At 67.1% G+C, this 14,424-nt stretch carries 10 protein-coding genes; 4 read left to right on the forward strand and 6 right to left on the reverse strand.

The genetic code is table 11. From position 1 onward, the window contains the following. Positions 1–67 precede the first annotated feature (67 nt). Positions 68–238, forward strand: a complete 171-nt coding sequence (locus Q0632_RS20160) for a hypothetical protein (protein WP_298933572.1) — start codon at positions 68–70, stop codon at positions 236–238. 26 nt (positions 239–264) lie between these two features. Here the strand turns inward: Q0632_RS20160 and Q0632_RS20165 are convergent, their stop codons facing one another. Further along, positions 265–1,236 (reverse strand): LysR family transcriptional regulator, encoded by a 972-nt coding sequence (locus Q0632_RS20165; protein ID WP_298933574.1) that lies wholly within the window; start codon positions 1,234–1,236, stop codon positions 265–267. 107 nt (positions 1,237–1,343) lie between these two features. On the opposite strand from Q0632_RS20165, the gene Q0632_RS20170 reads away from it, so the two are divergent. Then, on the forward strand, positions 1,344–1,790 hold the full coding sequence (locus tag Q0632_RS20170) for a hypothetical protein (protein WP_298933576.1): 447 nt from the start codon (positions 1,344–1,346) through the stop codon (positions 1,788–1,790). Positions 1,791–1,808: 18 nt separating this feature from the next. Beyond that, positions 1,809–1,955 (forward strand): hypothetical protein, encoded by a 147-nt coding sequence (locus tag Q0632_RS20175; protein ID WP_298933578.1) that lies wholly within the window; start codon positions 1,809–1,811, stop codon positions 1,953–1,955. A gap of 93 nt (positions 1,956–2,048) precedes the next feature. Here Q0632_RS20175 and Q0632_RS20180 read toward each other — a convergent pair whose 3' ends face one another. The 5 genes from Q0632_RS20180 to Q0632_RS20200 all read right to left on the reverse strand — a co-directional run bounded on the left by Q0632_RS20180 (position 2,049) and on the right by Q0632_RS20200 (position 11,997). After that, positions 2,049–7,811: a hypothetical protein gene (locus Q0632_RS20180; protein WP_298933580.1), complete on the reverse strand. Its 5,763-nt coding sequence runs from the start codon at positions 7,809–7,811 to the stop codon at positions 2,049–2,051. Between the two features lie 211 nt (positions 7,812–8,022). After that, positions 8,023–9,891: a phosphoenolpyruvate carboxykinase (GTP) gene (locus Q0632_RS20185; protein WP_298933582.1), complete on the reverse strand. Its 1,869-nt coding sequence runs from the start codon at positions 9,889–9,891 to the stop codon at positions 8,023–8,025. 282 nt (positions 9,892–10,173) lie between these two features. Continuing rightward, positions 10,174–10,323 (reverse strand): hypothetical protein, encoded by a 150-nt coding sequence (locus Q0632_RS20190; protein ID WP_298933584.1) that lies wholly within the window; start codon positions 10,321–10,323, stop codon positions 10,174–10,176. 70 nt (positions 10,324–10,393) lie between these two features. Next, on the reverse strand, positions 10,394–10,798 hold the full coding sequence (locus Q0632_RS20195; RefSeq protein WP_298933585.1) for a PaaI family thioesterase: 405 nt from the start codon (positions 10,796–10,798) through the stop codon (positions 10,394–10,396). Continuing rightward, on the reverse strand, positions 10,795–11,997 hold the full coding sequence (locus Q0632_RS20200) for a threonine ammonia-lyase (RefSeq protein ID WP_298933586.1): 1,203 nt from the start codon (positions 11,995–11,997) through the stop codon (positions 10,795–10,797). Before Q0632_RS20200 ends, Q0632_RS20195 begins: the two co-directional genes overlap by 4 nt. Positions 11,998–12,113: 116 nt before the next feature. Here Q0632_RS20200 and Q0632_RS20205 point away from each other — a divergent pair, with 116 nt between their 5' ends. Beyond that, positions 12,114–14,411, forward strand: coding sequence for an AAA family ATPase (locus tag Q0632_RS20205; protein WP_298933587.1), 2,298 nt, complete (start codon positions 12,114–12,116; stop codon positions 14,409–14,411). The last annotated feature ends 13 nt before the right edge of the window (positions 14,412–14,424 follow it).

The raw sequence follows: 14,424 nt of genomic DNA on the forward strand, positions 1-14,424 counted from the left end.
CCATCCTAGGGATTACCCTTAATCTAGGTTCATCCTTCCCCACGAGCACCCCACAAGGGTGGAATCCATGTACGCCGTATTTGCCCAGATCGTCCGCCTGCTGCAGGCTGCCAAGCCGCTTCGCAACGAGGTCCCGCACCACCTGCTCGAGCGCGCCGATGTGCGCGCCGGCCGCAGCCCGCGCCACGCCCAGGAACTGCGCGAAGCCGCCTACGCCTATCTGAGCGTGGTTCGCTGAAGACCGTCCGAAGTTAGCGCGAGCTCTCAGAGTTCGCCAGCCGCGAAAGCCATTTGGGCGGCGGTGGAAACCGCCATGCGCAGCCAGGAATGGTCGCTGCGCTGGCTTTGCCGGCGGTGCCAGAGCGAGTCCACATTGACCGGCGGCACCACAAAGGGCAGGTCACGCATCACCAGCTGATCGGCCATGCCGGTGTCATTGAAGAAGTGCCGGGGCAGCACCGTCAGAAGGTTCGAGGTCGCCACCACCCGGCCGGCCGTGTAGAACTGGTTGACCGTCAGCACCACGCGCCGCTTCTGGCCCAGCGCCGCCAGGGCCTCGTCGATGAAGCCATAGGGCCGACCGGAAAAACTCACCAGCAGATGCCGCGCCGCGCAGAAGCGCTTGAGCGTGAACGGCCCGCTGGCCAGCGGATGGCCGTTGCGCATCACACAGACATATTCCCCGTTGTACAGCCGCTGGTGGTCAAAGGCCGCCAGCCCGCCCGACTGCGCCTGCGCCGTCAGGTCGGCCAGCACCGGCGGGAAAAAGCCCACAGCCAGATCCATCTGGCCTTCGTCCAGCAGCGGCCGGGGGTCGCGCGTGTTCAGCGGCAGCACCCGCATCGACACGCCCGGCGCATCGCGCTCGATGATCTCCACCAGGCCCGGCATGAGCTCGGCGGCGGTGGCATCGGCCATGGCCAGCACAAAGGTGGTGCTGGCCTGCGCAGCGACGAAGTCGCCGGGTGAGAGCGAGGCCTCGAGCTGGCGCAGCGCATCGCCCACGGCCGGCCACAGGACCAGCGCCCGCGGCGTGGGCTCCACCCCGTAGCCGCTGCGCGTGACCAGCTTGTCGCCCACGGCATCGCGCAGGCGGTTCAGGGCGTTGCTGACGGCCGGTTGGGTCATGGCCAGGTTGCGGGCCGCACGGGTCAGGTTGCGCTCGGACATGACTTCGTCGAAGACCCGCAGCAGGTTCAGGTCCAGGGTCCGGAAGTTGGGGGCATGTATCACCATAGTGAATGATAGCTATCACTAGACTAAATTGGACGAATATCAGGTGAAACCCTAGTATTGACCCTACGCAAACGGCAATGCCGCCGTAGCGTTTGAAAGGGAACACCATGACCAGCTTTGTCCACGTTGACCAACCCACCGAACACCCCGGCGTGGTTCGCGCAGAACGCGCCGCGCATGGCCTCCAGCGGGTCATCGGTGCGTACACCGGCGCCCGCGGCGGCGCCACCCTGCTGCTGGCGGCCATCGTCTCGGCCCTGCTGGTGGTTGCCAACCAGTTCGTCGACACCTGGACCGAAGGCCATTTGCTGGCCGCCTGGGTGGTGATGTGGACCGTGGGCTTCGCCGCCCTGGCCCTGTTTGCCGCACCGGCGCGCCGCGCTGCCGCTTCCATCGGCCAAGGCTTCAAGGTCTGGGCCGCCGCCCGCCGCGAAATGGCCGAAGACGACAAGATGTGGCAACTGGCCCTGCGCGATGCCCGCGTGATGGCCGACATCAGCCGCGCCATGAACCTGAGCACCCGCGCCCAGCGCCTGATGCGCTCGTACTACTGACTACAGGCGGGCCCGATCGTGAACGTCTTCGTCCTGGGCCATTGGTGGATCGGCGCGCTGCGCCGCCTGCCCTTGCCGGTGAAGGCGGCGCTCGACGCCTGGTCGCACAGGCTTGCCAGGCAAAGCGCTGAGAAGCGACGCCGCGCCGCCAGCGCCAGCAAATAAAAAAGCCACCCTCGGGTGGCTTTTTTCATGGGCCGGGGTGTTTGCAAAAGCCGACCCAAACTGGGGCGCTCCCCCTGAGTTGCTGGCCGGTCTTCACCGAGAAATGGCAGTCGCAGCCAGCGTGTTCACGCCCACCAGTTCGATGGCGAACTCGGCATTCGCATCGGCGTTGGTGCTGCCGTAGAGCATGTGCGCGGCCGCATCGAACCGCAGCTTGCCTGCCGCCGAGCCCTCAACGAAGACAGCCGTGCCGATGTAGGCGAAGGCCTGGTTTCCGGCCACACTGTCGTTGGCATCGATGGTGTGCAGATCGATCCTGTCGCCTTCGACCGCTCGGAAGTCGAGCACCACGTCCCACGCGGAGATGGCAGCGTCACTTGTCTTGGTGAACACGAAGGTATCGGCACCCAAGCCACCGCTCATTGTGTCGGCACCCGCCCCGCCGGTGAGCGCGTCGTTGCCTGCGTCGCCCGCAAGCGTGTCATTGCCCGCCCCGCTGGTGATGGTGTTGGCCAGGGCGTTGCCCGTGCCTGTGAACGGTCCGCTGCTGATGTAGCGCAGGTTCTCGACGGCGTTGGCCAGCACGTAGCTGGCCAGGTTGGTGAACACCTGGTCCGTGCCTTCGGCCGCGCTCTCCGTCACGGTGTCGAGTGCGTCATTGACGAAATAGATGTCGTTGCCCAGCCCGCCGCTCATTGCGTCGGCACCCACGCCGCCGTTGAGAACGTCGTTGCCTGTGCCGCCCGCGAGCGTGTCGTTGCCCGCGCCGCCGTTGAGCGCGTCGTTGCCTGCGTCACCCGCGAGCGTGTCGTTGTCCGCCCCGCCGGTGATGGCGTTGGCCGCCGCGTTGCCGGTGCCTGTGAATGCAGCGCTGCCGGTGTAGATCAAGTTCTCGACGTTGTCCGGCAGCGCGTAGCTGGCCAGGCTGGTGCGCACGCTGTCCTTGCCTTCGCCGGGAGTCTCCACCACTGCGTCGTACGCGTCGACGACGGTGTAGGTGTCGTTGCCCAGTCCGCCGCTCCTGCCGGTTTGCAGCGTGACGCTGACAACGTTGCTGGCGACAGTGTTGCCGCCGGCGTCCGTGACCTGGGCGCGGAACTGGTAGTCGCCCACGGCCAGGTCCAGTTGGGCGGCCGTTGTGCTGGTCCAATGCGCACCGAGGTCGCCCGAGACTTCGTAGGCCACGCTGGCATCGGCTTCCACGCCGGTCAGTTGCAGCTCGAAGCTGTGGTCGGTGGAGCCGCTGTAGCTGGCCAGGACCAGCGTGCCGGTGGTGGGCGGCGTGGTGTCGGGTGCGACCGCGGCGGTGTCTGCGGAGGTCAGTGTTTCGGATGTTCCGCCGCCATCGGTGTAAGTGATGGCGACGCTCAGGTTCGCGCCCAGATCGTCGAGGGTGACCGTGTAGGAGGACCCGGTCGCCCCGTCGATGGGGCTGCCCGCGCGCAGCCATTGGTGGCTGAAGGCGCCCAGGCCCTCGGGGTCGGCGATGGCCGCCGAGTCCGCCGTGAGCGTGCGCCCGACCGCCGCCGTGCCTGTGATCGAGGGCACGCCGGTCGGCGCGTCGTTGACGGTCGTGACGGCGATGGTGGCGGTGGTGGTGCCGCCGCCCAGGCCGGCGTCGCTGGCCGAGGTGGACGCCTGCACATTGAACGAGCCGTCGGCCGTGCTGTTGGCGCCCGGCGTGAACTTCAGGCCAGCGCTGGCCTGCGCGTAGCTGATGAAGCTGCCCTCGGCGACGGCCGTCGTGCCGTCGTTCAGGTACAGCGAGCCGCCGGTGATGCCGCTGATTTTGAAGTGCGAGACCTCGGCGCCATCGGCCGCGTTGCGGCTGATCACCAGGCCGGCGGCAGTCTGCATGTCCTCGTTGGTGCTGGCGGCCGTGATGCTGGGCGTATCGGCCACAGCCGTGACCGTCAGGCTGACGGTGTCGCTGCTGATCGAGAATGCCCCGGACGAGCTGAACGGGTAAACCTGGAGCCCGCTGTCGCTATCCGCAACATAGACGGCATTGCCGCTCACCGCCACGCCAACGGCGGTCCCGCTGGTGTCGTAGGTGGCCACCAGGGTCGGGCTGGCCGGGTTGCTGATGTCGATGACGCTCAGCCCGGCCTCGTAGTCCGCCACGTAGGCGTAGCTGCCGCTGACCGTCACGCCATTGGCCCACCCGCTGGTGTCGTAGGTGCCCACCAGGGTCGGGCTGGCCGGGTTGCTGATGTTGATGATGCGCAAGCCGGCCTCGTCATCCGCGACATAGGCGTAGCTGCCGCTCACGGCCACGCCATAGGCGTACCCGCCGGTGACGTAGGTGCCCACCAGGGTCGGGCTGGCCGGGTTGCTGATATTGATGATGCGCAACCCAGCCCCTTCATCGGCCACATAGGCGTAGCTGCCGCTCACGGCCACGCCCAAGGCATACCCGCTGGTGTCGTAGGTGCCCACCAGGGTCGGGCTGGCCGGGTTGCTGATGTCGATGATGGTCAGCCCGTTGAAGCCATCCGCGACATAGGCGTAGCTGCCGCTCACAGTCACGCCCAAGGCTTGCCCGCTGGTGTTGTAGGTGCCAGTCAGGCCAGACAGCTCGGGCGATGTCTGCACTCCAGCCTGGCCGTTGGCGTACCCTCCGGTGCGGTCCCAGGTCTTGAAGCTGATGGCGTCGGCCAGGCTGCCGGAATAGTTGGCATCGGGCTGGAAATGCAGCAGCGTGCCGGCATCCGCATACAGTACGCGGGCGCTGGCTTCCGACACCGCGCCGACCGCGGCCCAGGTCGTACCGCCATTGAGGGAGTAATACAGCGTGCCGTTGGCATTGACGCCGGTGATGGCGATGCCCGGCAAGTCGCCGTCCCCGTCGCTGAAGTTGTGCAGCGTGCCGCCGTTGTCGATGAGGCTGGCGACAAGGACGCTGCCGGCGCTCGAGCCATTGACTGGCGCGCTGGCAGTGTCCTCGACAAGGCCAGGCAAGGCCGGGGATGCGCTCGCATCGAGGGTCGGCGCGTCGGCGACGGCCGTGACGGCGATGGTGGCCGTGGCGGTGCTGCCACCCAGGCCGGCATCGCTGGCCGAGGTGGACGCCTGCACATTGAAAGAGCCGTTGGCCGTGCTGTTGGCGCTGGGCGTGAACTTCAGGCCCGCGTGAGCCTGCGCATAGCTGATGAAGCTGCCGTTGGCGACGGCGGTGGTGCCGTCGTTCAGGTACAGCGTGCCACCCGCGATGCCGCTGATCTTGAAGTGCGAGACCTCGGCGCCATCGGTCGCGTTGCGGCTGATCACCAGGCCGGCGAGCGACTGGACGTCTTCGCTGGTGGTGGCGGCCGTGATGCTGGGGGTATCGGCCACCGGCGTGACCGTCAGGCTGGCCGTGTCGCCGTTGCTTGAGAAGATCGTTTTGAGCGTGAAAACCTGGAGCCCGCTGCTGGCATCCGCAACATAGACGGCATTGCCGCTCACCGCCACACCAACGGCGTTCCCGCTGGTGTCGTAGGTGGCCACCAGGGTCGGGCTGGCCGGGTCGCTGATGTCGAGGATGCGCACCCCGAGGTCGCTCTCCGTCACATAGGCGTAGCTGCCGCTGACCGCCACGCCCATGGCGTTCCCGCTGGTGGCGTAGGTGGCCACCAGGGTCGGGTTGGCCGGGTTGCTGATGTTGATGATGGTCAGCCCGGCGGCGTCATCGGCCACATAGGCGTAGCTGCCGTTCACGGCCACGCCATTGGCGATCCCGTCGGTGTCATAGGTGCCCACCAGGGTCGGGTTGGCCGGGTTGCTGATGTTGATGATGCGCAACCCGGCGCCGCCATCCGCCACATAGGCGTAGCTGCCGCTCACAGCCACGCTCCGGGCGGTCCCGCTGGTGTTGTAGGTGCCCACCAGGGTCGGGTTGGCCGGGTTGCTGATGTCGATGATGCGCAGCCCGGCGCCGCCATCCGCCACATAGGCGTAGCTGCCGCTCAGAGCCACGCCCAAGGAATCCCCGCCGGTGTTGTAGGTACCGGCCAGGCCAGACGGCTCGGTCGATAGCTGCACGCCAGCCTGGCCGTTTGTGTACCCTCCGCTGCGGTCCCAGGTCTTGAAGCTGATGGCGTCGGCCAGGCTGCCGGAATAGTTGGCATCAGGCTGGAAATGCAGCAGCGTGCCGGCATCCGCATACAGCACGCGGGCGCTGGCGTCCGACACCGCGCCGACCGCGGCCCAGGTCGCTCCACCATTGATGGAGAAGTACAGCGTGCCGTTGGCGTTGACGCCGGTGATGGCGATGCCCGGCGCGTCGCCGTCCGCGTCGCTGAAGTTGTGTAGCGCTCCAGCGCTGTCGATGAGGCTGGAAACCAGGAAGCTGCCGGCGGTCGAGCCATTGACTGGCGCGCTGGCGGTGTCCTCGACAAGGCCAGGCAAGGCCGGGGATGCGCTCGCATCGAGGGTGGGCGCGTCGGCGACGGCCGTGACGGCGATGGTGGCCGTGGCGGTGCTGCCGCCCAGGCCGGCGTCGCTGGCCGAGGTGGACGCCTGCACATTGAAAGAGCCGTTGGCCGTGCTGTTGGCACCGGGCGTGAACTTCAGGCCCGCGTGAGCCTGCGCATAGCTGATGAAGCTGCCGTTGGCGATGGCCGTCGTGCCGTCGTTCAGGTACAGCGAGCCGCTGGTGATGCCGCTGATCTTGAAGTGCGAGACCTCGGCGCCATCGGCCGCGTTGCGGCTGATCACCAGGCCGGCAGCCGTCTGCGTGTCCTCGTCGGTGCTGGCGGCCGTGATGCTGGGCGTATCGGCCACCGGCGCGATGGTCAGGCTGACGGTGTCGCTGTTGCTTGAGAAGGCCGTTTTGAATGTGAAAACCTGGAGCCCGCTGTCGCCATCCGCGACGTAGACGCCATTGCCGCTCACCGCCACACCAACAGCGTTCCCGCTGGTGTCGTAGGTGGCCACCAGGGTCGGACTGGCCGGGTTGCTGATGTCGATGATGCGCACCCCGACGCCGCCCTCCGCCACATAGGCGTAGCTGCCGCTCACCGTCACGCCATTGGCGGACCCGTTGGTGGCGTAGGTGCCCACCAGGGTCGGGCTGGCCGGGTTGCTGATGTCGATGATGCGCAGCCCGGCGCTGCCATCCGCGACATAGGCGTAGCTGCCGCTGACCGTCACGGCCATGGCGTTCCCGCTGGGGTTGTAGGTGCCCACCAGGGTCGGGTTGGCCGGGTTGCTGATGTCGATGGTGAGCAATCCGGCGTAGTTATCGGCCACATAGGCGTAGCTGCCGCTGACCGTCACGCCCTCGGCGGACCCGCTGGTGTCGTAGGTGCCCACCAGGGTCGGGCTGGTCGGGTTGCTGATGTCGATGATGCGCAGCCCGGCGCTGCCATCCGCGACATAGGCGTAGCTGCCGCTCGCCACCACGGCCAGGGCGGCCCCGCTGGTGTTGTAGGTGCCAGCCAGGCCAAGCTCGGTCGCTGTCTGCACTCCAGCCTGGCCGTTGGCGTACCCTCCGGTGTGGTCCCAGGCCTTGAAGCTGATGGCATCGGCCACGCTGCCGGAATAGTTGGCATCGGGCTGGAAATGCAGCAGCGTGCCGGCATCCGCATACAGCACGCGGGCGCTGGCTTCGGACACCGCGCCGACCGCGGCCCAATGGGCCCCGCCATCGATGGAGTAGCGCAGCGTGCCGTGGGCGGCGTTGACGCCGGTGATGGCGATGCCCGGCGCGTCGCCGTCCACGTCGCTGAAGTTGTGCAGCGTGCCGCCGCTGTCGATGAGACTGGAAACCAGGAAGCCGCCGGCGGTCGAACCGTTCACCGGCGCGGCGGTGTCCTCGGCAATGGTCGGAAATTGCGGCGAGCTGGCGCCATCGAGCACGGGTCTATTTGGCATGGGGTCCCTTTTTCTTGGGCTGGGAATCGAAACCGACACAACCGGGACCCGTACAACGCCCGACAAGAAGTAGCATAAGTGACGTTTTGTTTCTGACGGCTTAATTTTTTTGTGAACTCTGTGCCATCCATGGGCGCCATCGTCTACGCGACTCGCCGCCAGCCCATGAAAAAAGCCACCCGAGGGTGGCTTTTTAGGGGCGTGGAGCTGATCAGGCGGCCAGGCGCTTCTCGATCTGGTCCTTGGTCTGGCCCAACTCGGCCGGCAGGTGGTGCTGCAACTGCTGGAACAGCTCGGTGTGCAACTGCAGCTCTTTCTGCCAGGCGGCCTTGTCCATGCTGGTGACGCTGGCGAACTGCTCGCGGCTGAAGTCCACGCCGGTCCAGTTCATTTCCTCGTAGGTCGGGCTGACGCCGAACAGGTGGTCGTTGCCCTGGACCTTGCCCTCGATGCGGTCGATCATCCACTTGAGCACGCGCATGTTCTCGCCGTAGCCCGGCCAGATGAATTTGCCGTCTTCGCCCTTGCGGAACCAGTTGGTGGTGAAGATCCTGGGCAGCTTGGCGCCCGTGGCGCCCAGCTTCTTGCCGACGTTGAGCCAGTGCTGGAAGTAGTCGGCCATGTTGTAGCCGGCGAAGGCCAGCATGGCGAAGGGGTCGCGGCGCACCACGCCGACCTGGCCGGTGATGGCGGCGGTGGTTTCCGAGCCCATGGTGGCTGCCATGTAGACGCCTTCGACCCAGTTGCGGCCTTCGCTGACCAGAGGCACGGTGGTGGAGCGGCGGCCGCCGAAGATGAAGGCGTCGATGGGCACGCCGGCCGGGTCGTCCCAGGCCGGGTCCAGCGCCGGGTTGTTGGTGGCGGCGACGGTGAAGCGCGAGTTCGGGTGGGCGGCCTTGGCGCCGGTCTCCTTGGCGATGGCCGGCGTCCAGTCCTTGCCCTGCCAGTCGATCAGGTGGGCCGGCAATGCCTTGCCCGGCGCATCCTGCTCCAGGCCTTCCCACCAGACATCGCCATCGTCGGTCAGGGCGACGTTGGTGAAGATCACGTCGTGGTCCAGGCTCTGCAGGCAATTCGGGTTGGTCAGCATGTTGGTGCCGGGCGCCACGCCGAAGTAACCCGCTTCCGGGTTGATGGCGTACAGGCGGCCGTCGGTGCCGGGCTTGATCCAGGCGATGTCGTCGCCGATGGTGGTGACCTTCCAGCCGTCGAAGCCGGCGGGCGGCACCAGCATGGAGAAATTGGTCTTGCCGCAGGCCGAGGGGAAGGCGGCGGCGACGTGGTACTTCTTGCCCTCGGGCGAGGTCACGCCCAGGATCAGCATGTGCTCGGCCAGCCAGCCTTCATCGCGCCCCATCGTCGAGGCGATGCGCAGGGCAAAGCACTTCTTGCCCAGCAGGGCGTTGCCGCCGTAGCCCGAGCCGTAGGACCAGATCTCGCGGGTCTCGGGGTAGTGGACGATGTACTTGGTCTTGTTGCAGGGCCAGCTCACATCCTTCTGGCCGGCTTGCAGCGGCGCGCCCACGGTGTGCAGGCAGGGTACGAACTCGCCGTCCACGCCCAGCACCTCGTACACGGCCTTGCCCATGCGGGTCATGATCTTCATGTTGACGGCCACATAGGGGCTGTCGGACAGCTCGATGCCGATGTGGGCGATGGGCGAGCCCAGCGGGCCCATGGAGAAGGGCACCACATACATGGTGCGGCCCTTCATGCAGCCGTCGAACAGCGGCTGCAAGGTGGCGCGCATCTCGGCCGGGGCGACCCAGTTGTTGGTCGGGCCGGCGTCGTCTTTCTTTTCGGAGCAGATGAAGGTGCGGTCTTCCACGCGGGCCACGTCGCTGGGGTCGGAGCAGGCCAGGAACGAGTTGGGGCGCTTGGCCGGGTCGAGCTTCTTGAAGGTGCCGCCATCGACCAGCTTCTGGCACAGGCGCTGGTATTCGGCGTCGCTGCCGTCGCACCAGTACACGCTGTCGGGTTTGCACAGGGCGACCATGTCGGCGACCCAGGCAATCAGTTTCGCGTTCTTCACATGGGCGGGCGTGCCCAGATTCAGCCCTTGCATCACGGGTGAGTTCATCTCGAAAGCTCCTGAAGTTAAAACCGGATTTCCCAAGAGGGCGCGGCTGGCGGCGCTTGGGAAATCAGGCTTCGAGAAGTTGGTTCGATGACGCCGGGTCGTATCTTCGCGCTTGGGCGGGGGCAAATCAATGCAAAACATGCATAGGGTTATGCATGACAGCCCTGACTGGCGCGCAGCCAATCGGCGCTACAAAAACAAGAGCGGCCTGGGCCCTTTGGACGAGGACTGCAGGCCGTTTGAATGCCCAAACCGCAGAGGTTGGGCAGGAGGCAGGAAGGCTCAGGCCATGGAAACGGCGATGAAAGCCAGCAGGAACATCAGCACGCCGCCGACCAAGGGCAGCACGATGGGCATGGCGTGGACGACGGCTTCAACGGCGTCGGGCTGGTGCTCTTGACCGTGGCTGTGGCTGGTTTCGGGGCTGGACATGGCGATTCCTTGAGAAAGGTCTGAAAACGGGGGATGGCTGGATTTTACCGGGCTTGGCCGGTCCCCGGCCTTAAAGCAGGGCGTAGGTGGTGCTGGCGCGGCTGGCGCTCTTGCCGTCGTCGGCGCCGCGGATGTCGATCTCACCGAAGGCCAAGGCCTTGCCGGCGCGCACCACCCGGGCCTGCACCAGGGCGTCCTGCCCGGACAGCGGCCGCAGAAAGGTGCTGTTCAATTGGACCGTCGTGCAGGGGCGGAAGGCGCCGAACTGGTTGACCAGGGCCAGCACCATGGCGGTGTCGGCGGCCGCCATCATGGCCTGGCCGCACAGCATGCCGCCGGCGCGCGAGAGCTGCTCGCTTTGCGGCAGGCGCAGGGTGACGCTGTCGCCATCGAAGGTCTCGACCCGCAGTCCCAGGGCCTGGACCCAGGGCGCGAAGTACTCCGCCAGGGCTTGCTGCAAGGTCTCGGCTGTCATTTCTGCTCCTGCGCCTGGAAACCGGCTGCGTGCAAGGCGTCCAGCACGGCGGCGATGTGCTCGCGGCCCCGGGTCTGGACCACCAGCTCGATTTCGACGTTTTGGGCCGCCAGGGTGGTGAAGGCGCGCTGGTGGTGGACTTCGTCGATGTTGCCGCCCGCCTGCGCCACGGTGGCCGTGATCCCGGCCAACGAGCCCGGCACATCGCGCGCGCTGACGCGGATGCGGGCCAGTCGGCCGGCGCGCACCATGCCGCGCTCGATGATGGCGGCCAGCAGCAGCGGGTCGATGTTGCCGCCACCCAGCACCAGGCCCAGCTTGCGGCCGGCAAAGCGCTGCGGGTGCTTGAGCAGGGCCGCCAGGCCGGCGGCGCCGGCGCCTTCGACCAGGGTCTTCTCGATCTCCAGCAGCATGACGATGGACTGTTCGATGTCGCCCTCGTCGACCAGCACGATGTCGTCGACCAGCTTTTCGATGATGGCGCGCGGCAGGGCGCCCGGTGTGCCCACCGCGATGCCTTCGGCAATGGTGCTGTTGCCCTGTGGCAGCGTCTGTTGCTTGACGGCGTTGAACATGTTGGGAAAGCGCAGGGTCTGCACGCCCACCACCTCGATCGAGGGCTTCAGGGCCTTGGCCGCCACCGCGATGCCGGCGATCAGGCCGCCGCCGCCGACGGCCACCACCAGGGTGTCCAGCTGCGGCACGGCCTGCAGCATCTCCAGGCCCACCGTGCCCTGGCCGGCGACGATGTCCGCGTCGTCGTAGGGATGGACGAAGACCAGCTCCTGCCGCTGTGCCAGTTCCATGGCATGGGAGCGCGCCTCGTCCAGCGTGTCGCCATGGAGCACCACCTCGGCGCCGAAGCTGCGTGTGCGCTCCACCTTGACCCCGGGCGTGAAGCGCGGCATGACGATGACGGCGCGCACGCCCAGACGCTGCGCGTGGTAGGCCACGCCCTGGGCGTGGTTGCCGGCGCTCATGGCGATCACGCCGCGCCGCCGCTCGGCTTCACTGAGCTGCACCAGTTTGTTGCAGGCGCCGCGCTCCTTGAAGGAGGCGGTGAACTGCAGGTTCTCGAACTTCAGGAAGACCTGGGCGCCGGTGATCTGCGACAGCGTGCGGGACTCCACGCAGGGCGTGTCCAGCACCTGGCCTTGCAGGCGCGCGGCGGCTTGGCGGATGTCGGCGAGTTCGACCATGGGCGGATTGTGCTGGCAAAACCGCAGCAAACCCTCGCTTTTCCCTTGATCAATCTCTTCCCTCTGGCAGCAAGTCGCGTTATCGTGGGGCCGCAATCCGTTGCTGGAGGCTTCCAATGGTCAAGCGTTCGGTTGATGTGCAGGTGCTTGCTTCACCGGGCCTGAAAGACGCGCCCGTGCTGGACCTGATGTGCTCGCATTTCGTGCTGACGCTGGCGGCCAAGCAGGGCGGTAAGTTCAACGTCAGGCGCGACCTCAACGGCCTGCTTTCGCTGGCCGGGCGCCACCTGGTCTGGCCGGCGCCGGCGCTGGGCCGGCTGCGCGAGTTCCTGGGCCGGCGCTGCAAGGACAACGAGTTCTGGCGCGGCCACGAGCAACTGGCCAGCGAGGAGTTCCTGGACCGCCACGGCCTGTGGCGCGGCCCCTACGAAGAGGGCACGCTGTTCTTCTACCTGGACGAATACGCCAAGGACCAGCCCAAGGACCTGCTGTCGGTGCTGACCGCCACCGGCGCCTGGCTCACGCACGCGCTCAAGAAGCATTCGACCCTGGTCGAGAAGAACATCGACGCCCTGTCCGGCCTGCTGCAGTTGAACAAGGCCGAGCGCGCCCTGCTGCTGTACGGGACGCTGGCGCGCTACCAGCGCGACCTGCGCTCCATCCTGGTGGAGTTCAAGGTCAACAACGCGCCCGAGGCCTATGCCGCCATCGCCGAGATCGCCGGCGTCAACGCCGCCGATGTGGGCGAGGCGCTGCGGGCCGGTTCGCGGCTGGAGCGCATCGGCCTGGTCGAGAACCTGATTTCCGAGCACAACATCACCGACCTGGCCGACCTGATGAAGGTCAGCGAAAAGCTGCCGCCGGTGCTGATGCGCGAGTACCGCGACCAGAACGAGCTGATGGCCGTGTTCACCCGGCCCTGCAGCAAGAGCGCCCTGGTCATGGCCGACTTCGGCTTCGTGCAGGAAGATGCCCCTGTGCTGTGCGCCCTGCTGCGCAACGCCGTGGAGCGCAAGGAGGCCGGGGTCAACGTGCTGCTGTACGGACCTCCGGGCACAGGCAAGACCGAGCTGGCCAAGGTCGTGGCCCAGGCCGCCGGCCTGGAGCTGTTCGAGGTGGAGTACGCCGACCGTGACGGCAACTCATTGAGCGGGCGCGACCGTTACCGCTCGCTGCAGATCGCCCAGGTCTTCCTCAAGGGCAGCGCCCAGGCAGCCCTGCTGTTCGACGAGGTCGAAGACGTGTTCCCGCCGATCAGCTCGGAGGCGGCGCAGCTGATGGCGCGCGCCGAGCAGATCGCCCTGCCCTCCAGCGGCAGCGTCAGCGGCAAGGCCTGGGTCAACCAGATCCTGGAGTCCAACGCCGTGCCCACCATCTGGGTGACCAACCGCATCGAGCAGATCGACCCGGCCTTTCGCCGCCGTTTCGCCTACCACCTGGAACTGAACTCGCCTCCCCCGGGCGCGCGCGAGCAACTGGTGCGCAAGACCCTGGAGGGCGTGGCCGTGTCCAGCGAATTCGTCGCCCGCCTCACCGAGCGCAAGGGCCTGACGCCGGCGCAGATCCGCACCGCGGTGCGCTTTGCAGGCCTGGCCGCCCGGGATGGCAGCTCGGTGGAAAGCCTGATCGACCGCCAGCTGCGCAATGCCGACCAGGCCCTGGGCAACCGGCCGGCCGAAGGCCAGCGCCGCAGCGTCACCACCTGGGACCTGGCCATGCTCAACGTGGAGACTCGCTTCGAGCTGCCGCGCATCGTCGAGGCCTTGCGCGCGCGCGGCCACGGCACGCTGTGTTTCTATGGCGCGCCCGGCACCGGCAAGACCGCGCTGGCCGAGCACATCGCCCGCAGCCTGGACAAGCCCCTGCTGGTCAAGCAGGCCAGCGACCTCATGAGCAAGTACGTGGGCGAGACCGAGCAGAACATGGCCGCGATGTTCCGCGAAGCCCAGAGCGAGAAGGCGGTGCTGCTGCTGGACGAGGCCGACAGCTTCCTGCAGGACCGGCGCGGCGCCCAGCGCAGCTACGAGGTGACCGAGGTCAACGAGATGCTGCAGGGCATGGAGCGCTTCGACGGCATCTTCGTGTGCACCACCAACCTGCTCGAGCGCATCGACCAGGCGGCGCTGCGCCGCTTCACCTTCAAGATCATGTTCAAGGCGCTGCTGCCGGCCCAGCGCGAGGCCATGTTCGTGACCGAGGCCCTGGCTGGCGATGCGAGTCTGCTCGCACCGGCCATCCGCAGCCGGCTGGCGCGCCTGCAGCAGCTGTGCCCGGGCGACTTTGCCGCCGTCAAGCGCCAGTCGACCATCCTGGCCGCGCAGTTCAGCGCCGAAGACTTCCTGGAGCAGCTGGAGGCCGAGCACCGCATCAAGCCCGAGGTGCGGGAAGGCCGCAACATCGGCTTTTTGCAATAAAACTGCCGCCATC

This window comes from uncultured Ramlibacter sp., from assembly GCF_936925435.1.
Classification (GTDB): domain Bacteria; phylum Pseudomonadota; class Gammaproteobacteria; order Burkholderiales; family Burkholderiaceae_C; genus Ramlibacter.